A 21285-nucleotide genomic window follows, 5' to 3' on the forward strand; every position below is an offset into this window, starting at 1 on the left:
GACTGCCAATGTTTTCTGTCAATTTTGACCTGTTGCATCATACTGCTTTCTCAAATCTTTCTCTATGTTACGGCCTAAATCTATGTGTTTTTCCCACAGTCTGATGGTTTTTTAAATGTCGTTTCCTCAAATAGCGCCACATTTTGTCCATCATTAAAACAGGTACAATTTTTCGAGCCTTTCTTGGCTTGATACAAAGCCCGATCGGCACGTGCCAATGTTTCAAAAAATGACTCTGTACCATCCCACAAGGCCACTCCGCATGAGATACTCAGTTGTAAAGCCTTATCCGCATAATTCATCGAAGAAGCATAGATTTGCTCACAACATTGTTGTGCAATCGAACATGCAGTCGATATAGCCGTGCGTGGCATAATCATTGCAAACTCTTCCCCACCCATGCGATATATTTGTGCATCTGCATGTTGACTAATTTGCATCCTTAAAAGCTGCGCACTTTTTCTTAAAACTTCATCGCCAAACGCATGACCGTAGATATCATTGATTTGCTTAAAATTGTCTAAGTCGAGCATAATCAAACAAATTTCATTGGCTTGTTCAACCGCGAAGCTTTTTTGCCACTGAGAAAGGTCTAAATCAAATCCACGTCGATTTTTTATCCCTGTCAGATAATCAAAATAAACTTGTTGTTCGAGTTGTTGGTTATGTTTCAACAGCGATAATTCGAATTGCTTTAAATTTGTAATATCCGCACAGCACAACAACACATGTTCCAAATCGCCACTTTGTTTAAACTTTGGTTTGAGCGTGAACCAATAATGCCGTTCGTTTTCACTATACATAAAGGGTTCAATGCTATCGTTCTCAAAACAGCGTAAATCAAACTCAGAACTTGTGGCTTTGGTCTTTTGCTGCATCTCAGACACGTGATTTAATACGATCTCTTGTAAGTCTGACTGAAATCGATGTTTAAATATTTGATTGGCGCATATCAGCTCAGCTGTGGCAGAAAATAACGCAGCAGGCATTGGCAACGCTTCTAATACAGCCAATTGTTCAGTAGGTAGGTCCGATTTTATCAAATGGAGCGTAAAACTCTGTCCTTCAGGTCAGAGATATAAGCGACACGACATGAAGTGTCGTTTGATTTAACTAAGGACTATTTTCCTTGAGTTTTGATTGTTAATATAAGTACATGAAAACCCTTAAATTACGTATAAAAGACAAACATTGCAAGGTGTTAGACCAACTAGCATCAGAAGTGAACTTCGTCTGGAATTATGTCAATGATTTAGGGTTTAGGCATTTGAAGCGGAAAGGTGAATTTCTCTCTGCTTTTGATATTGCCAAATATACGAAAGGCACATCCAAAGAATGTAATTTACATAGTCAAACCATTCAGGCTGTAACTGAAGAATTAGTCACCCGAAGAAAGCAATTTAAAAAGGCAAAGCTGAAATGGCGTGTCAGCAATAAAAAATCAGCAAGGCGCTCTTTGGGATGGGTTCCCTTTAAAAAGGTGGCTATCAAATATGCCAATGGATATGTCCAGTATGGAAAACACCAATTTAAGCTTTGGGATAGCTACGGTTTAAGCAAATACACGTTAAAAACAGGTTCATTTGTAGAGGATAGCCGTGGGCGTTGGTATGTATGTCTTGTTGTTGAATCGCCTAAGCAAGATAAATCGACAGCAACCAAAGCGATTGGTATTGATCTAGGCTTAAAAGATATTGCCACCTGTTCTGATGGCACTGTAATTTCAAATCCAAAATTCTATCGAAAATATGAGCAGAAATTAGGTATTGCTCAGAGAGCCAAGAATAAGAAGCGTGTTCGTGCATTACACGCCAAGATTGCAAATAGTCGAAAAGATCACTTGCATAAAGCAAGCACCAAGCTTGTGAATGAAAATGCATTGATTATTGTAGGTGACTTGAGTGCTAAAAAATTAGTAAAAACCAAAATGGCAAAATCTGTTTTGGATACAGGATTTTCTGCACTAAAAACAATGCTCAAGTATAAATGCGAGAACGCAGGCGTATTGTTTGAAGAAGTCCAAGAAGCCTATACCACCCAAATCTGTTCGTGCTGCGGTGAGATCACCTCAAGTAGTCCAAAAGGTAGGACAGATCTTGGAATAAGAGAATGGGAGTGCATGAGCTGTGGTACAGCTCATGATCGAGATATAAACTCAGCTCTAAACATTCTTGCGCTTGGGCATAAGCGTCTAGCTGTAGGAATCACCCTCTTTTAAGGGGGTGAGGATGTCAATAAGTCTTTTTTAAGCATGGTTTCGCTACTTTTTTTCAGGGTAAAGCTACGCAAAATGCTAACAAAATTAATCTGACATAAATCACAGAAACTTTCTAATATTAAATGCAGTTCATATTATATAAAAAGATATACCAATTCATGATTTGCTTATTCATATAAAAGATAAAGGCAAAAAAAAGCCCCTGCAAAGCAGAGGCTGATTTCAAATGAGATGTTAAATGCTTAATCCAAACTATCCGCAGGAATACGCACCCAGCCTTCCATTAAGACACGCGCACTTCGGCTCATCACGGCTTTTTTAACGACCCACTGACCATTTTCATAAATTGCTTGCGCACCTACACGTAGCGTCCCAGACGGATGTCCGAAACGCACAGCTTCTCGCTCCCCACCACCCGCGGCTAAGTTCACAAGCGTTCCCGGTATCGCCGCAGCTGTACCAATGGCAACTGCCGCTGTGCCCATCATGGCATGATGCAGTTTCCCCATCGACAAGGCACGAACCAATAAGTCCGTATCTTGTTCTGAAATTTGTTTAGAACTCGAAGATGTATAGGCTTTCGGTTTTGAAACAAATGCAATCTTTGGGGTATGTTGACGCTGTTCTGCTTCAGCAATATCTGAAATCAAACCCATTTGCTGCGCACCATAAGCACGGATTTTTTCAAAACGGGCCAATGCCTTGGCATCACCATTGATCGCATCTTGCAGTTCAGTGCCGACATAGCCAATATCTTCTGCATTTAAAAAAATCGTTGGAATGCCTGCATTAATAAATGTTGCAGCGAAACTGCCTTCATCGGGTACGGTTAAGGTATCGACCAAATTCCCTGTAGGGAACATAGCACCGCCATCTTCACCATCATCTGCGGGGTCTAAAAATTCAATTTGAACTTCGGCTGCTGGAAAGGTCACACCATCTAGTTCAAAATCACCGGTTTCTTGTACTGCACCATCAGTAATAGGTACATGCGCAATAATGGTTTTTTGAATATTGGCTTGCCAAATACGAACCGTACACAAACCATTTTCAGGAATACGTGATGCCTCAACCAAACCATTTGAAATGGCAAACGCACCAACCGCTGCAGTTAAATTTCCGCAGTTACCACTCCAGTCGACAAATGCTTTATCAATCGACACTTGTCCAAATAGATAGTCTACATCATGCTCAGGCTGTGAACTTTTTGCCAAAATCACGGTTTTACTGGTACTTGAAGTCGCTCCACCCATCCCATCAATTTGTTTGCCATAAGGATCTGGACTGCCAATCACACGTAATAAAAGTTGGTCGCGAACTTTTCCAGCTTGTTGTGCTGCAAGGGGCAAATCATCTAGCTTGAAAAATACACCTTTACTTGTACCACCACGCATATAAGTCGCTGCAATTTTAATTTGGGGAGCAAAACTCATTTTTATTGAATCCTTAATCTTTATCATTGTGTTTTGGCAGAGCATTCTTTTCTGCGCTTTTGCATCATACAATGTTTAATTGAAGTTTTAACAATCACATGACTTAAGTATAAAAAAACAACATTCGATACCTTTTCCATATAAAGCCAAGTATCAGAATTTCAATTAAAATAAAATTAATCTATTGATTCATAAATTTTTAATTCAGCATTTAAAACGAAAAATAGGTTATTAAACCTATAAATATTTTTCATAAATTTTGAGCTACTAGGCTATTCATTCTCTATACATTACAATTACCAAAATTAAACCATTCTCGGGAAGAGTAACTTGACTACCAATTCCTCCGAACTCAAGCGTGGCTTAAAGAATCGTCATATTCAATTGATTGCCATGGGTGGTGCAATTGGTACAGGCTTATTCTTGGGCTCAGCGCATGTGATTCAATCTGCTGGACCATCCATTATTCTTGGCTACGCCATTGGCGGTTTGATCGCCTTTCTAATTATGCGTCAGTTGGGTGAAATGATCGTCCATGAACCTGTAGCGGGTTCATTTAGCCATTTTGCATATAAATATTGGGGGAAATTTCCAGGTTTCTTAACAGGTTGGAACTACTGGATTCTCTATATTTTAGTGGCAATGACAGAACTCACCGCTGTTGCGAAATACATCAACTACTGGTGGCCTCATATTCCAGCGTGGGCATCTGTACTGTTCTTCTTCGTGATCATTACTTTAGTAAACTTAGGTAATGTGAAGTTTTATGGTGAATCTGAGTTTTGGCTGTCGATTATTAAAGTCACTGCGGTTATTTCGATGATCGTATTTGGTTTGTATTTGCTGCTGACTGCAGATGCTAACTCAACAGCATCATTTACCAACTTATGGAGTCAGGGCGGTTTCTTCCCAAATGGTTTTGAAGGCTTATTCTTCATGCTGGCTTTCTTGATGTTCGCCTTCGGTGGTATTGAACTGATCGGTATGGCGGCAGCGGAAGCTGAAAATCCAAAAGAAACTATTCCAAAAGCGATCAACCAAGTTGTTTTTCGTATTTTGATTTTCTACGTGGGTTCTTTGACTATTCTATTATCACTTGTGCCATGGAATCAGCTTGAACTAGGTGGTCTAGACAAAAGTCCATTTGTGATGATCTTTAGCCAACTGGGTATTGATTGGGCTGCACATTTACTGAACTTCATTATTTTAACTGCAGCACTGTCTGTTTATAACAGCGGTATGTATGCCAATAGCCGTATGCTTTACAGCTTGGCGAAGCAAGGTAATGCTCCAAAAGTTTTCGCTAAAACCAACAAAAGTGGCGTGCCAATTCCAGCGGTATTACTTTCTGCAGTCCTGATTTTCGGTTGCGTACTCTTAAACTACTTCGTACCTGAAGATGCGCTGGGTCACTTAATGTATGTGGTGGTTGGTGCACTTGTCCTTAACTGGGCGATGATTACCATGACTCACTTACAGTTCCGTCGTGCAAAACGTATTTTGAATTTTACAACGTCTTATCCTGCACTTTGGGCACCAGTCAGCAACTACATCGTTCTGATCTTTATTGCTTTAGTTCTCTTTATTATGTGGACTCAGGGCTTTATGGAATCTGTTCTAATGATCCCTGTTTGGATTACAGTCATGTTATTAATGTTTAACTATCTTAATCCTAAAGATTTGAGCGACATTGACCCCAATGAAGTTCATAAAGACTAAGTAATTTAAAAAGTTATTGTTTCGGCAATAACTTTTTTTTTAGCTAAAATAGGAGTACATTAGCCTCCGTCTTGCGCTCTTAGCTTAACTGGATAGAGCAGTTGCCTCCTAAGCGACCGACGTGGGTTCGAGTCCCGCAGAGCGCACAATTTCTGAGATATCCCTCCTCCCTGTATTTGTAATCCCCCATATACCAATAAATATAAAGAAAGAACCTTTCACACTAAAAACCCATCAATTACAGTTTTTAACTTAATTATTGTTTTTACAAAGATTACTGTTCAAAGACTATTTTTAAGAACAGTTAAATAGCGCTTTAAAATGTGCTAACCACCTACCTCTCAATGCAAAAAACGACACATAGTATGGTCCATAAGGCCAAAAAATCAATTTATGACTGCTCATATCAAAATTTTTTCAATTTTTTTCTAGGTTTAGAAAATAATGCGCTAAATGAAAATATTAAATAATAATCAAAATGTTATATATACTAATTAGTACTTTTACTCTAAAAATAGCAACTTTTAGCCATATTTTTCAATCTAGAGCATTTACTCTTATTTTAATTGTGCTATTTTTGTCACATGGAGTAACAATTAAGCCTAAGAGTATTAAGAAGTTTTCCATAACGAATATATGCAGTAACCATAAAAATCAAATTCGTATCTCAAGGAATGACGAAGAATGAAATTAAAAACTTTAGCTACAGCCATGATTCTTGCTTCAGTTCCAATGACAGGTGCTTTTGCAGCAGCACTAGATCGTTCAGGACAATCTATTTCTGCATTTTTACAACCAGGGAACTATTTTGAAGCAGGTATTTCGGTTTTAGATCCGAATGTTTCAGGGAAGATGAACAGCACTGCACCTGCTAGCAACCCAACATTAGGAGCTCTTGCCAATACTTCACTAGATGACATGGCGGGTGATTACTATTTTCCACAAGCAGCATTAAAATTACAGCTAACTGATAATTTTTCTTTTGGTTTACTATATGATCAACCTTTTGGTGCAGAAGCTAAATATAGTGCAACAGATCAAACACTACCAGTTGCAGGTAACCCTGGCGCATTCCAATTAATGGGCGAAACAACTGAAGTCGACGTTCACACCCAAAATATTTCGATGATATTTGGTTTTCAACCGACTGAAAATTTCAACATTTATGGCGGTGGTGTATATCAAACAGTAAAAGGCGATGTTCAACTACGTGGTATTGCATATGGAGCAAACCAAGCTCTCGGTTTATATAATGCAAATATGAAAGAAGATAGCGCCGTTGGTTGGTTAGCAGGATTAGCTTACCAAATCCCAGAAATTGCTTTAAAAGCATCTATTACTTACCGTTCTGAAATTGATCACGAAGCTGCAACCACAGAAACTGGAAACAGTGCTCTACTTGGCGGTGCTTTTTCAACACGTGCTGACACCAAGATCACTACACCTCAGTCTGTTAACCTAGATTTTCAAACTGGTATCATGGCCGACACTGTCGCATTTGCGAATGTCCGTTGGGTAGATTGGTCAAATTTCGCAATTCGTCCAACTGCTTTTGGTGCAGCATCTGAAACACTAGGTGCCATTGGTCGTGGCCCAGTGGGTGGGTTTGATCTTGTTGCTTATACTGATGATCAAATCAATGCTACAGTCGGTGTAGGTCGTAAATTTAGTGAACAATGGGCTGGTAACGTCTCTGTAGGCTGGGATTCAGGCGCAGGTAACCCTGTATCAACACTTGGTCCTACTGAAGGCTACTGGAACGTTGGCTTAGGTTTACAATTCAGCCCAGCGCCTAACTACTTTATCGCAGGTGGTGTTAAATACTTCATGTTAGGTGATGCTGAAGCACAACCTGCATCAATGTTTGGTACAAATGAATCAGTAGCATCATTTGAAGATAACGATGCTTGGGCATACGGTTTAAAAATCGGTTACCGCTTCTAATTTAAATATGATTCGGGCCATAGTTCGCTATGGCCCTAACTTTTTATTCTTTCCCTATCTTGTTTGATCAAACAATAAACATTTAAATTTACTAAAACATTTATCAAAAACTAAGCTTTTTACTCTAATTTTTCATTTAAAAATCATAAAGATAATTATCAATCACTAGAATAAATACTCTAGTCATGCTCATTTTTTAACTTCCCTAGTTCAATTTTAGAGTAGCAACTCTTATTTACTGTTTTTCTATTTATGTTACTTTCCACACATTGAAATAACATCAAAAGTTACAAACAGGGAAAAGTATGCGCTTAAATCACCTTAGCTACGCAATTTTACTTACCGCTTTACCAACAGCATCATTATTTGCAGCGGGTCTAGATCGTTCAGGCCAGTCAATTTCTGCATTTTTACAACCTGGTAACTATGCAGAAGCAGGTATCACTGTTCTAGATGCAGAAGTAAAGTCAAATGAACTTAATGTCGATGACATGGCGAAGTCATATTACTTCCCTTCCGCTGCTGTCAAAGTACAAGCGACTGACAAAATTTCACTAGGTTTAATTTACGACCAACCATACGGTGCAGAAGCTGAATATGATGCTGCATCGCAAGTATTTGGTAATGGTGCTCAAGGTACATCTGTAGATGTTAAAACTGAAAGCTTAACTGCCCTAATTGGTTACCAACCAAACGAAAATTGGAACTTTTATGCAGGTCCAGTTTGGCAAACTGTAGAAGCCAATATCAAACTACGTGGTGCTGCTTATGGTGGTAATGCCAAACTTGGTACTTATAACATCGAAATGGAACGTGAAGAAGCTTATGGCTGGTTAGCAGGTGTTGCTTATTCGATTCCTGAAATTGCATTAAAAGCGGCTATTACCTACCGCTCTGAAATTGAACATAATACAAAATCCAATGAAACTACGCTTCTACCGTATCCATCTTTAAGTGCGCTGACATCATCTGTTGATGCAACAACACCTCAATCAGTTAACTTAGATTTCCAAACAGGTATTGCTAAAGATACGCTAGCATTTGCCAATGTTCGTTGGGTACATTGGAGCCAGTTTGCGGTTAAACCAACTTTACTTGGTAACGTAAGTTCAATTCCAGCACCTCATGTCCGTCAAAATCTTATTGATTACTCAGACGACCAATGGTCAGCTAATGTTGGTGTAGGCCATAAATTTAACAGCAAATGGTCTGGTTCTGCATCTGTAGGTTACGATTCGGGTGCTGGCAACCCTGTTACGACTTTAGGCCCTGTTGAAGGGTATTGGAATGTTGGTCTAGGTGGTCAATATAGTCCTGCTGAAAACTATTTCATCCAAGCAGGTGTTAAATACTTCTGGTTAGGTGATGCTACTGCTCAAACTGGTGGTAATCCAGTAGGTGAATTTGAAGATAACCATGCGCTTGGCTATGGTTTGAAAATAGGCTATCGCTTCTAAGTTGTTAGAACAGCTTTGCATTAAACAAGAAAGGGCGCATAAGCGCCCTTTTCTATAACCAGCTATACAGAATTAAGCTGGAATATCACGAACTGAAGCATTACGAATCGCTTCTTTTAATGCAGCATAGCCATGAATTGGTGGGAATTGTGGAAATTCTGCAATCACATTGTCAGGCGCATCAAATAAGAAACCCGCATCTGCTTCACCAAGCATCGTCGTATCGTTATAAGAATCACCTGCTGCAATCACCCGGAAGTTTAACCCATGCAATGCTTGAACGGCTTTACGCTTTTGATCAGGTTGACGAAGCTTATAAGCTGAGATCATACCATTTTCATCAGTTTCTAATTTGTGGCAGAAAATCGTTGGCCAACCAAGTTGCTGCATTAATGGATGTGCAAACTCATAGAAAGTATCTGAAAGAATAATTAATTGAAAATGAGTACGTACCCACTCTACAAACTCTTTTGCACCTTCAAATGGCCCCATATCTGCAATTACGTCTTGAATATCGTTTAAACCCAAACCGTGTTGTTTTAGGATATTTAAACGTTGAGTCATCAACACATCGTAATCTGGAATGTCACGAGTCGTTGCTTCAAGTTCTTTAATGCCTGTTTTTTTCGCAAAATTAATCCAAATTTCAGGTACTAAAACCCCTTCTAGATCTAAACAAACGACTTCCATGCACTCTACCCTCTGTTATGTGAAAAAAATTTTTCATTATCATAGCGGAAGAATAAAAAAATGCATTGTTCTTTTTTAAATCTGTTTTTTTCATAAGTATCTATTTTTTAGTGATAAGTGTGTTTTAGCATTTCCATTAAAATAGTTCTGAAATAAATTAATATAGGTTTTAACGTTCCAAGCCTATAGCCAGGACATTCATGACTACCATCCCTACTATTGACCTTGTCGATGCACTTGCATCTGAATATGCAGATAAATCACCTTCTGAGATTATGAAACTTGCGCTTAGCCAGCAAGGTGAAGTTGCGATTTCCTTTTCTGGTGCAGAAGATGTTGTACTGATTGATCTTGCATCAAACTTAGGGATTCCTTTTCGTGTATTTAGTTTAGATACCGGTCGCTTACACCCTGAAACTTACCAATTTTTAGATACTGTCCGTAAACATTATAAAATTGATATTGAAATCTGTTTCCCAGAAAGTGATGCCGTACAAAAACTGGTAACAGAAAAGGGCTTTTTTAGCTTCTATCAAGATGAACATAAAGAATGCTGTGGTATCCGTAAAGTACAACCTTTGCGTAAAAAACTAGCCACTTTAGATGGCTGGATCACAGGTCAACGTAAAGACCAAAGCCCAGGCACACGTAATGAAATTCCAGTGGTACAAGCTGACCCAGGTTTTTCAGGTCCGGGCAAGCAATTGATTAAATATAATCCTTTGGCAAACTGGTCTAGCGCTGATGTATGGAACTATATCCGTCTCATGGAAATTCCATATAATCCACTACACGAACGTGGCTTTATCTCGATTGGCTGTGAACCATGTACTCGACCTGTTTTACCGAATCAACACGAACGTGAAGGTCGCTGGTGGTGGGAAGATGCAACCCATAAAGAATGCGGCTTACACGCAGGCAACATGAAAAAATAAAGATCACAAAACCACTGCATAGCAGTGGTTTTTTTCAACGCATAGATACACATAATTCCGTATCATTTCAACGTAAAAACGCTATACTGCAAATGACAATTTAATAATTCTAACAATGCTACTCATACATGAGCAGCTGTAGAAATTGCAGTGAGGCAATCAACGCTATGCGTCCATTACATCCTATTGATTTCATATTCTTAAATTTAGAGAAACGGCAACAACCGATGCACGTAGGTGGTCTATTTTTATTTCAGATCCCTGACAATGCACCAGATACTTTTATTCAAGATTTAGTCGCAGATATTCGTAATTCAAAATCCATTCCTATTCCTCCTTTTAACAATAAACTCAACGGCTTCTTTTGGGATGAAGACGAAGAGTTTGATTTAGATCATCACTTCCGCCATATCGCACTGCCGCATCCCGGTCGTATTCGTGAACTTTTGACTTATATTTCTCAAGAACACAGTGCGCTGATTGACCGTGCGAAACCGCTTTGGACTTGCCATATTATTGAAGGCATTGAAGGCAATCGTTTTGCGATGTACTTCAAAATCCACCACGCGATGGTCGATGGCATTGCAGGTATGCGTTTAGTTGAAAAATCACTTTCGCATGACCCAGATGCTAAAAGAATTGTGCCACCATGGTGTGTAGAAGGCCCTCGTGCAAAACGCCTGAAACAGCCTAAATCCAGTCGTATGAAAGGTCTGTTATCGACCATTAAGGGACAACTTGACTCAACTCCACGAGTTTTGTACGAACTGTCACAAACAGTAATGAAAGATATGGGGCGTAACCCGGATTATGTGTCTAGTTTCCAAGCGCCGAGTTCAATATTAAACCAACGGGTTAGTTCTTCTCGTCGTTTCGCTGCTCAGTCTTTTGAATTTTCACGTTTGTCACATATTGCCAAGTCACTCGGCGTAACAATTAACGATATTGTGCTTGCAATTTGTTCAGGCGCATTACGTGAATATTTAATTACACAAAATGCTTTACCTAAAAAGCCATTGATTGCCATGGTGCCTGCATCTGTGCGTACCGATGATTCAGATATGTCAAACCGTATTACCATGATTTTGGCCAATCTTGGAACCCATAAAGAAGATCCGCTAGAACGGTTGAAGATTGTGCGTCGTAGTGTGCTCAATGCCAAAGAGCGCTTTAAGCGGATGAACTCGAATCAAATTTTAAACTACAGTGCTTTTGTCTACAGTGCAGCAGGTTTAAATATTGCATCAGGCTTCATGCCAAAACGTCAGGCCTTTAACTTGGTCATTTCGAATGTTCCCGGCCCACAAGAGCCGTTATATTGGAATGGTGCACGTTTAGAAGCGCTCTACCCAGCGTCTATTGTTTTGGATGGTCAAGCGCTTAATATCACCATGACCAGCTATTTAGATAAGCTTGAAGTGGGTTTAACCGCATGTCGTAATGCGCTGCCAAAAATGCAAAATTTACTAACACATTTGGAAGAAGAAATTCAACGATTTGAAACTATTGTGAACCAAGATTCCCCAAAGTTACAGGCGGTTAGCTAACCGCCTGCTTCAAGATTTGGTATCAGTTCTGCAGCAGATTGAACCATCCAAAAAGATAAAAACCCGTCTACATTGCAAAATCTAGACGGGTTTTTAGTATTTGAACTTTGTTTGATTTTTTAGTGTAAATTATATATTTCAGCTAAAATTTAAGTAAACAAATCCGTTGTTTTTGTTTAATTATGACTTGTAGATACGCACTGATAATTAAGTTTATTTTCCATTATTTATAAAATTTTAGCGCATTAAATATTTTAGAATTGCGCGTTAGCACTATAACCCTCTGGATTACATTATTTATATTTCAATATTTAAGCTTTGATAGCTCGGCACTGTTTAAGTAACTGATGACAAGCAGAGCGAATCATAGACGCTGTAATTTGAACCTCATTACCACGCTCATCCACGATATAACCTGAATGGATCGCTTTTGCTTCAACTACAGTTTTAAGACCACTTTTCATTACTGTTTTACTAACACCCATAGTACACCTCTTTTTGCTAAGCCATTTTCAAGTCCAATGCAGGAAAATGGCTTTGGCTATTTGATGTGTCTAGTATTCAAAATAACAGTTCAAAAGTAAAATCTCAGTTGTAACAAGTGTTTAACGATATTCTGTTACAATTTCAGCTCAGAATGATATCGTATTGCTCTTGCGTATATAAATTTTCCACTTGGAACTTGATCACACGGCTAATAAAGTGCTCTAAATCAGCCACTGCAGGTGCTTCAGCAGTTAACAATCGGTCAATCACCGACGGATGTGCCACCACAGTGAAACCACTTTGTGACTCATAAGCACGTGCATATCTCAAAATTTCACGGAAAATTTCATAGCAAACTGTTTCAGCCGTTTTCACATAACCACGCCCCTGACAAGTCGGGCAAGAATCACAAAGCAGATGCTCTAAAGATTCACGGGTGCGTTTCCGAGTCATTTCCACCAAACCCAGCTCAGACACTTGAGTGATCTTGGTTTTAGCATGATCGCGCTCGAGCATTTTCTCAAACTGGCTCATCACTTCTTCACGATGATGTGCTTCTTGCATATCAATGAAGTCAATAATGATAATCCCTCCCAAGTTACGTAGTCGGAGCTGACGTGCAATGACCTGTGTGGCTTCCATATTGGTTTTAAACACAGTGTCTTCAAGCGAACGACCACCGACGTAGGAGCCAGTATTGACATCAATCGTGGTCATCGCTTCAGTTTGATCGATCATCAGGTAGCCGCCAGACTTAAGTGCTACACGTGTCTGTAAGGCTTTCTGAATATCCTCTTCGACATTGTACAAGTCAAAAATTGGACGCTCACCCGGATAATGCAGTAAGCGATTTTGCATACTCGGTACAAATTCTTGAACAAACTCTTGCAATTTGCCATGCACTTCACGTGAGTCGACCTGAATTTTAGAAGTATCTTCATTGGCCAAATCACGGATGACGCGTTGTGGTAAAGGTAGCTCTTCAAAAATCAATGAAGGCACAACAATACTGCGTTGTTTACGTTGAATGTATTCCCACAGTTTTGCTAAATAAGCCATGTCCTGCGCAATTTCACATTCAGGAATACCTTCGGCGGCAGTACGAACGATGACTGAACCCGGTAAGTTGTGTTCCTTTTGAATACGTTCAATCATGCTACGCAAGCGATCACGTTCTTCTTCAGACTCAATGCGCTGTGAAACACCGGTATGACTGCCATATGGCATTAAAACGAGGTAACGGGAAGGAATAGAAAGATCAGTTGATAGTCGTGCACCTTTTGTACCCAACATATCTTTCATCACTTGTACGGTGAGTACTTGTCCCGGTTGTAACAGCTCAAAAACGTTCGGGGTCGGTTGATTGCGCTGCCAGACCATATCATTGATATGTAAAAAAGCCGTTCTCGACAATCCAATATCAATAAAAGCAGCCTGCATACCCGGAAGCACACGAACAACTTTCCCTTTATAAATATTGCCCACTAACCCACGCTTCACGGTGCGCTCAACAAATAATTCATTGACCGTACCGTTTTGAATCAACGCCACCCGACATTCCATCGGTGTGACGTTAATCAACAACTCGTCAGACATATCAAAACTCAAAACATTATAAAAATTCTTGTGTTGCAGCAGTTAATTTAATGCCTTAACTGTCTGTAATAACTGTACGGTTTCATGCAAAGGCAGCCCAACGACATTGCTGTAGCTCCCTTCAATACAAGGAATATAGCGCGCAGCAATTCCTTGAATGGCGTAGGCTCCCGCCTTGCCGATTGGTTCACCTGTTGCCCAATAGCTTTCCATGTCAGCTAGACTCAGCGTTTGAAATTCAACCTGTGTGCGCACTACTATACTGTATATTTGATCTTTTGTACTGACACAAACACCTGAAAACACATCATGTTTTCGTCCAGAGATCATTTCCCACATAGAAAAAGCATGTGCTTTCGACGCTGGTTTTCCTAAAATGTGCTCATCAACGCCTAAACTGGTATCGGCGGCAATAACAATAGCATCAGGGAATTGTTGTTGTACTGCGCAAGCTTTAGCACGTGCTAAACGCTCTACATAATCCGCTACAGGTTCTCCTTCCAACACGGACTCATCAATATCTGGACTGAAAATTTCAAATTCCAGACCTAATTGTTGCAATAGTTCGCGTCGTCGAGGAGAACTCGAAGCTAAAATTATATGCGCCATTTTCTCAAGAAGTAATACATGATTGGCCAAATGAGTAAGCTAGTAACAATTGGCTGCCAATGGCGGGCAAATGAAAACTGTGCTCCACCCATCACTTGAACAATCCACACAAACAGTAAATGCGCGAAAATTGCCATTGCAGCAATAATCCATAAATTACCAAATGTGAGGATACGACGTTCACGGGTCAAAAAGCGTGTCACAAATGCAATGACCACAAAACTCAGTGCGTTCATGCCAAATGGCGCATCAGTCAATAAGTCCGTAAAGAGACCTGTGGCAAATGCAAACCAAACACCGCACCATGTCGGCTGACAGAGGACCCAAAATAGCATGATCATCATCATGAATAATGGGCGCCAACCCGATAGGTCATAAGAAAGCGGATACACCATCAGCACGGATGCCAAAATGATGGAAAAGATAATTGGAAATAATGGGTCGCGCTCTGTATGACGACTAAGCTTAGCGAGTGACATGCGGTTGCTCCATCGCTAAAGAATCGGAAAATAGCACAACCACATGATGACCACCTGCCAATTGGGCAGCAGGATTGATATCAATTTGGGCAAATTCACCACTATTGTGACGACTGACTTTCGAGACTGTCCCCACCAAATATCCTGCTGGGAAATGTGCCCCTAGCCCTGAGCTATAGACTTTTTCACCGACTTTGATATTCGCACTGGTTGGCACGTATTCCATCTTAAGTCGACCTAAGTCACCTGTACCCGTAACGATTGCGCGCATACCTGTATGCTCCATACGCACGGATAAAGAGTGCTCTTTGTCTGAGAGCAACATGACACGGCTACTATGCGGGTAAACATTGATAATTTGCCCCATAATGCCCTTGTCATCGAGTACAGTTTGTCCCACTTTAAGCTGACTGCTGGCTCCACGGTTAATCACAATAATATGACGTAAGGGATCAGCATCAGTACCAATGACTTCGGCAATCTCCATACGACCATCAATGATGAGTGGTGTATCGAGTAGTCCACGTAGTCGAGTATTTTCAGCAGAAAGTTCAGAAAGTTTCTGTAAACGGACTTGAGCCTGAATTAACTCTGCTTGCATCGCGGTATTTTCACGACGTAATTGAGCTTCAGACTTGGTTTGTTGATTCAGCCATTCTCGCGATAACACTGGATAGCTTGCAAGGGCATAAATTGGATTATATGCCGCATACAAGACGTCTCTGGCCGGTTGAATTACATGTGGCATGCGCCAATCAAAGAAAAGCACCACCAAGCATGTAATCACCGCAATGATAAATGAGCGAAAAGATGGCGGTTGTCTTGAAAACAGTTGCGTTTGCACCCGCCGAGTCCTTTTCTTAGCCTACAAATAACATGTCATGATTTGGGTTATCGAAGAATTCGAGAACCTTACCACCACCACGTGTAACACATGATAGTGGATCTTCTGCAACCACGACAGGAAGACCTGTTTCTTTTGCAAGAAGCTTATCAAGATTGCGAAGTAATGCACCGCCACCAGTCAACACAATACCGCGTTCTGCGATGTCTGAAGACAACTCAGGTGGCGTTTGCTCTAGTGCAGATTTAACCGCAGCCACAATGTTTTGCAGTGGATCAGAAATCGCTTGAGTCACTTCATCAGAAGTTACGGTAATCGCACGAGGTACACCTTCAGCCAAGTTCCGACCACGGACTTCGATTTCCAAAGGTTTTGCACCTTCTTCTGGAAGCGCCATACCAACTTCTTTTTTGATGTTTTCTGCAGTGGTTTCACCAATCACACAACCATGTGCTTTACGCACGTAATTAATGATTTGTTCATCAAATACATCACCACCGATACGTAGTGAGTCTGCATAGACACAACCTTGAAGTGAAATGATCGCGATTTCAGTTGTACCACCACCAACATCGACAACCATCGAACCACAAGCTTGCTCAACAGGCATACCTGCACCAATTGCAGCAGCCATTGGCTCTTCAATTAAGCGAACTTCACGTGCACCTGCATTGTATACAGCTTCACGGATTGCACGGCGTTCCACCAACGTCGATTTACATGGCACACACACCACGACACGCGGTGCAGGTGGGAACAAACGTTTTTCGTGCACTTTGCCAATGAATTGATTCAACATCGTTTCAGTGACTTCAAAATCTGCAATCACACCATCTTTCATTGGGCGAATCGCAGAAATATTTGCAGGTGTACGACCTAGCATTTGCTTCGCGTCAAGACCTACTGCGGCAACGATTTTTTGTGAACCACTGTGGCGAATTGCCACCACCGTCGGTTCATTTAATATAATGCCTCGTCCTGGCGCATAAATAAGTGTATTTGCAGTGCCTAAATCAATGGCAAGATCCGGCGAAAACAAGCCAATTAGTCGTTTTAGAATCACGGGGACGTTCTCAGTTAAACTTTTATATGGACGCAAGGTGGCAACTTTAACTAAATGTGATGATTTGAACAAGTCAATCGCTTATTATAAGCCACGATATTTTGAATTTTTTTAATACTGATTAGGTAATGTTATGTCTACATCGGATGCACAGCATTCTGCAGATCTAAATGCACAAACAGTTTCAGCGATTGCCCATCTGGCTCGATTGTCGCTAGATGAAGCGCAATCTGCCGACTATGCTCAAAGTTTAAATAAAATTTTAGGCATGATGGAAACCCTGAAAGGCATCGATACTGACGGTGTTGAACCACTAAAAAGTCCATTCGACAATCCACAGCCCTTACGTGAAGACGTGGTATCTGAGACCAATCATCGCGAAGCATATCAAGCAGTTGCTCCTGCCGTACAGGATGGCTTGTACCTTGTTCCGCGTGTGATTGAATAATTTTTATTCAGATCAACATTTTTTCAAATTAAACGTAAAGAAATATTTCTCATGACAGATTTACATCGCTTATCAATTCGTGAATTGTCTGAAGGTTTGGCTGGCGCTAAATTTTCTTCACGCGAATTGACTGAACACTATTTAAAACGCATTGAAAAAATCGATGCTCAAGTCAAGTCATACGTGACCGTGACAGCTGAACAAGCACTTGCGCAAGCAGATGCGGCTGATGCTGCAATTAAAGCAGGCAATGCAACTGCGTTGACCGGTGTACCAATTGCGCATAAAGATATTTTCTGTACCCAAGGCATTAAAACCACTGCTGGTTCTAAAATGCTGGACAATTTTATCTCTCCTTACGACGCGACCGTTGTAGCGAAAGGTAAAGCTGCGGGCCTTGTCACTTTAGGTAAAGTGAACATGGATGAATTCGCCATGGGTTCAACAAGTGAAAACTCATTCTACGGCGCGACTGCGAACCCTTGGAACTTAAACCATGTTCCCGGTGGTTCTTCAGGCGGTTCTGCGGCTGCAGTAGCGGCTGATCTTGCGCCTTTCGCAACAGGTACAGATACAGGCGGTTCAATCCGTCAGCCTGCATCATTCTGCGGTTTGACTGGTCTTAAACCGACGTATGGTCGTGTTTCTCGTTTCGGTATGATTGCGTATGCATCATCTTTAGACCAAGGCGGCCCGATGGCACGTTCGGCTGAAGACTGTGCTTACCTCATGAACGTGATGGCAGGTCATGATGCGAAAGATTCAACTTCGGTTGAAAAAGACGTCGATAACTATGTAGCGAACCTCAACGGCACTTCTGTAAAAGGCTTACGCATTGGTATTCCTAAACAATACTTTAACGTTGCCGGCTTAGATGCTGACGTGAAAGCACGCGTTGAAGAGTCACTGAAAAAGCTTGAAGAAATGGGCGCAATCTTGGTTGAGATTGACCTAAACATGACTGAAAGCTACGTGCCGACTTACTACTTGATTGCCCCTGCTGAAGCATCGTCTAACTTATCTCGTTTCGACGGCGTACGTTATGGCTACCGTGCAGAAAACCCTGTGGATTTGATGGACTTGTACAAACGTTCACGTTCTGAAGGTTTTGGTAAAGAAGTTCAGCAACGTATCCTGATTGGTACATACGCGCTGTCTGCGGGTTACTACGATGCTTATTATGTGAAAGCACAAAAAGTACGTCGTTTAATTCAACAAGACTTCTTAAAAGCATTTGAATCTGTAGACGTGATTGCTGCCCCTGCTGCACCGACAACTGCATATAAGATTGGTGCAAACCTGTCTCCTGTAGAAATGTACTTAGGCGACATCTACACCATCGCAGTGAACTTGGCAGGTCTGCCTGCGATTAACGCGCCTGTTGGTTTTGACAAAGACAACTTGCCTGTTGGCTTACAGCTGATTGGTAATTACTGGTCAGAATCTCAATTGTTGTCTGTGGTGCATCAGTACCAACAAGCAACGGATTGGCATACACAACGCGCTGCAATTGCTGAGGAGAATGCATAATGGCTAAAAACGCTGCTAAACCAAAATCTAACCTGATTGATGGTTGGGAAGTGGTGATTGGTATTGAGATTCACACTCAGCTTGCAACCAATACCAAAATTTTCTCAGGTTCATCTACCACATTTGGTCAAGACCCAAATACACAAGCGAGCCTTGTTGATTTGGCAATGCCTGGCGTATTGCCAGTACTCAACAAAGAAGTAGTTGATCTTGCGATTCGCTTTGGTTTGGGTATCGATGCTTACATCGACCAAGCTTCTGTATTTGCACGTAAAAACTATTTCTACCCTGACTCTCCTAAAGGCTACCAAATCAGCCAAATGGACAATCCCATTGTGGGCTTGGGTCATATCGACATCCAACTTGAAGATGGCACAGTAAAGCGCATTGGCGTGACGCGCGCGCACCTTGAGGAAGATGCAGGTAAATCGATCCATGACCAATTTGAAGGCATGTCAGGCATAGATTTAAACCGTGCAGGCACACCTTTACTTGAAATCGTATCTGAGCCGGATATGCGTTCGGTTGAAGAAGCTGTTGCTTATATTAAAGCGATTCACACGTTAGTGCGTTGGTTAGGTATTTCTGACGGTAACATGGCGGAAGGTTCGTTCCGTGCGGACTGTAACGTGTCACTGCGTCGTCCTGGTCAACCGTTTGGTACGCGTTGTGAGCTTAAAAACCTCAACTCATTCCGTTTCATTGAGCAAGCGATCAATGTTGAAATTGAACGTCAAATGGAAATCTTGGAATGGGACGGCACCATCGACCAAGAAACACGTTTGTTCGACCCTGTGAAGATGGAAACGCGTTCTATGCGTTCTAAAGAAGAAGCGAACGATTACCGCTACTTCCCAGACCCTGACTTGTTGCCTGTTGTGATTGCAGATGCGCAAATTGAAGCGGCACGTGCTGCCCTTCCTGAGCTTCCTGCTGCACGCCGTGCGCGCTTTGTGGCTGACTTTGGTGTAACTGAGTACGATGCTCACGTGCTTACGCTTACTCGTGAAATGTCAGAGTTTTATGAAGACGTGGTAAAAGCTGCGGGCGGTGCTGCACAAGGCAAAGTTGCTGCGAACTGGGTGATGGGCGAATTCTCAGGCGCTTTAAACAAAGCGGGCTTAGAGCTTCATGACTCTCCTGTATCTGCGGAAAAACTTGGCGGCATGATTGCACGTATTGTGGACAACACAATTAATGGCAAAATTGCGAAACAAGTGTTCGGCTTTATGTGGGAAGAAGGCAAAACTGCGGACGAGATTATTGCTGAAAAAGGCTTGAAACAGGAAACTGATACAGGCGCGATTGAAGCGATTATTAAAGACGTACTTGCTGCTAACGAGAAGATGGTTGAAGAGTATAAATCTGGTAAAGAGAAAGCCTTTAACGGTCTTGTTGGTCAAGTGATGAAAGCAGCAAAAGGTAAAGCAAACCCTGCGCAAGTAAATGAATTGATGAAGAAATTGATTGGTTAAGGCTGATCTTTCTTTAGAAGAAAAACCCGCGAAAGCGGGTTTTTATTTAATATGCAACCATACATATAATTTCAATAATTCAGTTTCTATCACTTATTTAGCTTAGCATTCATCAGCTCTTATTTGGTATTCAAATAGGAATTCTCCTGCCACATCATAATACATAAATTTCTCAATCATGTTATTAACTTTATAATGGACATGTTTTTTTACTTGATTACAGAATATTGATTTCAAATTGTGTTTGTTATTATTAAAATACTCTACACTTTGATCTGAAAGATTATTTTTTTCGATTGAAAGAGAATAACTATAAGCAGACATACCTTTTAATTTTAAAGCTTGAGTCATTAGCACACCATCACCCATGTCTATCGGAGTGTGCCTATTAAGTTCTTTTGTTGTAGATCTATATAATTCATAGACAATGGGCTTATTTGTATACCTAAAATTTTTATCTAGAACCCCCTCTTTTTGCAAATTTAAATCATATTCGCTGGGTGATAATGATGGGATAGAGTTTAAATTTTTATCTAAAAAAAATTCATAAGCTTTTACACTTCCTCCAACTAACCCCATAATTCCAATTAATATAAGTCCATATTTTTCAAAGTTACTTTCTTTACTCATAATTCCTCTTTTATCAAATAATTGCATTAATTATTCTTAAACTAAATTTTCTTATGATTTTAAAATACAGCTAAACCACATCTAAGATATCGATTTTTCCATGCTAATAATTTTTTTAAATATAACCAAGCTTCATATTCCAATCAAAGTATTACAATTGCATGATTTAAACCTACAATCAA

At 40.6% G+C, this 21285-nt stretch carries 19 protein-coding genes and 1 tRNA gene; 10 read left to right on the top strand and 10 right to left on the bottom strand.

Annotated elements, in window-relative coordinates:
* Positions 1 to 80: 80 nt before the first annotated feature.
* A complete protein-coding gene (locus FTV37_RS12970) occupies positions 81 to 1043 on the bottom strand; it encodes a GGDEF domain-containing protein (RefSeq protein ID WP_180064046.1) in 963 nt (320 codons plus the stop codon).
* Positions 1044 to 1156: 113 nt separating this feature from the next.
* Between FTV37_RS12970 and FTV37_RS12975 the strand changes: the two genes are divergently transcribed.
* The gene (locus FTV37_RS12975; RefSeq protein ID WP_180064047.1) at positions 1157 to 2218 is read left to right on the top strand and encodes an RNA-guided endonuclease TnpB family protein; all 1062 of its coding nucleotides are present in this window, start codon (positions 1157 to 1159) and stop codon (positions 2216 to 2218) included.
* Between the two features lie 242 nt (positions 2219 to 2460).
* On the opposite strand, the gene prpF is transcribed toward FTV37_RS12975, so the two are convergent.
* Positions 2461 to 3651 carry a 2-methylaconitate cis-trans isomerase PrpF gene (prpF, locus tag FTV37_RS12980; protein ID WP_180064048.1) on the bottom strand — a complete coding sequence of 397 codons (1191 nt, stop codon included), beginning with the start codon at positions 3649 to 3651 and terminating at the stop codon, positions 2461 to 2463.
* A 330-nt stretch (positions 3652 to 3981) separates the two neighbouring features.
* Between prpF and FTV37_RS12985 the strand changes: the two genes are divergently transcribed.
* From FTV37_RS12985 to FTV37_RS13000, 4 genes are all read left to right on the top strand, one after another.
* Positions 3982 to 5370, top strand: coding sequence for an amino acid permease (locus FTV37_RS12985; protein ID WP_078189974.1), 1389 nt, complete (start codon positions 3982 to 3984; stop codon positions 5368 to 5370).
* Between the two features lie 73 nt (positions 5371 to 5443).
* Positions 5444 to 5516 (top strand) — tRNA-Arg (locus FTV37_RS12990).
* A 538-nt stretch (positions 5517 to 6054) separates the two neighbouring features.
* Positions 6055 to 7314 carry an OmpP1/FadL family transporter gene (locus FTV37_RS12995; protein WP_180026496.1) on the top strand — a complete coding sequence of 420 codons (1260 nt, stop codon included), beginning with the start codon at positions 6055 to 6057 and terminating at the stop codon, positions 7312 to 7314.
* A 305-nt stretch (positions 7315 to 7619) separates the two neighbouring features.
* Entirely contained in the window at positions 7620 to 8771 is a 1152-nt protein-coding gene (locus FTV37_RS13000) for an OmpP1/FadL family transporter (protein ID WP_180064049.1), read from the top strand.
* A gap of 72 nt (positions 8772 to 8843) precedes the next feature.
* Here FTV37_RS13000 and thrH read toward each other — a convergent pair whose 3' ends face one another.
* Entirely contained in the window at positions 8844 to 9461 is a 618-nt protein-coding gene (gene thrH, locus FTV37_RS13005) for a bifunctional phosphoserine phosphatase/homoserine phosphotransferase ThrH (protein WP_078189978.1), read from the bottom strand.
* Positions 9462 to 9661: 200 nt separating this feature from the next.
* On the opposite strand from thrH, the gene FTV37_RS13010 reads away from it, so the two are divergent.
* A complete protein-coding gene (locus FTV37_RS13010) occupies positions 9662 to 10396 on the top strand; it encodes a phosphoadenylyl-sulfate reductase (RefSeq protein ID WP_168379034.1) in 735 nt (244 codons plus the stop codon).
* Positions 10397 to 10563: 167 nt separating this feature from the next.
* Entirely contained in the window at positions 10564 to 11943 is a 1380-nt protein-coding gene (locus tag FTV37_RS13015) for a wax ester/triacylglycerol synthase family O-acyltransferase (RefSeq protein WP_168379035.1), read from the top strand.
* Positions 11944 to 12254: 311 nt separating this feature from the next.
* On the opposite strand, the gene FTV37_RS13020 is transcribed toward FTV37_RS13015, so the two are convergent.
* The 6 genes from FTV37_RS13020 to FTV37_RS13045 all read right to left on the bottom strand — a co-directional run bounded on the left by FTV37_RS13020 (position 12255) and on the right by FTV37_RS13045 (position 17020).
* Positions 12255 to 12428, bottom strand: coding sequence for a PA1571 family protein (locus tag FTV37_RS13020; protein WP_168379036.1), 174 nt, complete (start codon positions 12426 to 12428; stop codon positions 12255 to 12257).
* A 142-nt stretch (positions 12429 to 12570) separates the two neighbouring features.
* A complete protein-coding gene (gene rng, locus FTV37_RS13025; protein WP_078189981.1) occupies positions 12571 to 14025 on the bottom strand; it encodes a ribonuclease G in 1455 nt (484 codons plus the stop codon).
* Positions 14026 to 14067: 42 nt separating this feature from the next.
* Entirely contained in the window at positions 14068 to 14634 is a 567-nt protein-coding gene (locus FTV37_RS13030) for a Maf-like protein (RefSeq protein WP_168379037.1), read from the bottom strand.
* Positions 14622 to 15113, bottom strand: coding sequence for a rod shape-determining protein MreD (mreD, locus tag FTV37_RS13035; RefSeq protein WP_168379038.1), 492 nt, complete (start codon positions 15111 to 15113; stop codon positions 14622 to 14624). Before mreD ends, FTV37_RS13030 begins: the two co-directional genes overlap by 13 nt.
* Positions 15100 to 15957 (bottom strand): rod shape-determining protein MreC, encoded by an 858-nt coding sequence (gene mreC / locus FTV37_RS13040; protein ID WP_078189984.1) that lies wholly within the window; start codon positions 15955 to 15957, stop codon positions 15100 to 15102. The genes mreD and mreC overlap by 14 nt, the downstream gene beginning before the upstream one ends.
* Positions 15958 to 15973: 16 nt before the next feature.
* Positions 15974 to 17020 (bottom strand): rod shape-determining protein, encoded by a 1047-nt coding sequence (locus FTV37_RS13045; protein WP_086178633.1) that lies wholly within the window; start codon positions 17018 to 17020, stop codon positions 15974 to 15976.
* A 133-nt stretch (positions 17021 to 17153) separates the two neighbouring features.
* Here FTV37_RS13045 and gatC point away from each other — a divergent pair, with 133 nt between their 5' ends.
* From gatC to gatB, 3 genes are read left to right on the top strand one after another with little or no spacing between them, the layout of a single operon-like run.
* On the top strand, positions 17154 to 17468 hold the full coding sequence (gene gatC, locus FTV37_RS13050; protein WP_078189985.1) for an Asp-tRNA(Asn)/Glu-tRNA(Gln) amidotransferase subunit GatC: 315 nt from the start codon (positions 17154 to 17156) through the stop codon (positions 17466 to 17468).
* Positions 17469 to 17519: 51 nt separating this feature from the next.
* Positions 17520 to 18998 (top strand): Asp-tRNA(Asn)/Glu-tRNA(Gln) amidotransferase subunit GatA, encoded by a 1479-nt coding sequence (gene gatA / locus FTV37_RS13055; protein WP_180022293.1) that lies wholly within the window; start codon positions 17520 to 17522, stop codon positions 18996 to 18998.
* Positions 18998 to 20473 (top strand): Asp-tRNA(Asn)/Glu-tRNA(Gln) amidotransferase subunit GatB, encoded by a 1476-nt coding sequence (gene gatB, locus FTV37_RS13060; RefSeq protein WP_180064050.1) that lies wholly within the window; start codon positions 18998 to 19000, stop codon positions 20471 to 20473. Before gatA ends, gatB begins: the two co-directional genes overlap by 1 nt.
* 102 nt (positions 20474 to 20575) lie before the next feature.
* Here gatB and FTV37_RS13065 read toward each other — a convergent pair whose 3' ends face one another.
* On the bottom strand, positions 20576 to 21130 hold the full coding sequence (locus FTV37_RS13065; RefSeq protein ID WP_180040420.1) for a hypothetical protein: 555 nt from the start codon (positions 21128 to 21130) through the stop codon (positions 20576 to 20578).
* Between the last annotated feature and the right edge of the window lie 155 nt (positions 21131 to 21285).

It is taken from the genome of Acinetobacter sp. YH16042 (assembly GCF_013417245.1).
In the GTDB taxonomy this organism is placed as follows: domain Bacteria; phylum Pseudomonadota; class Gammaproteobacteria; order Pseudomonadales; family Moraxellaceae; genus Acinetobacter; species Acinetobacter amyesii.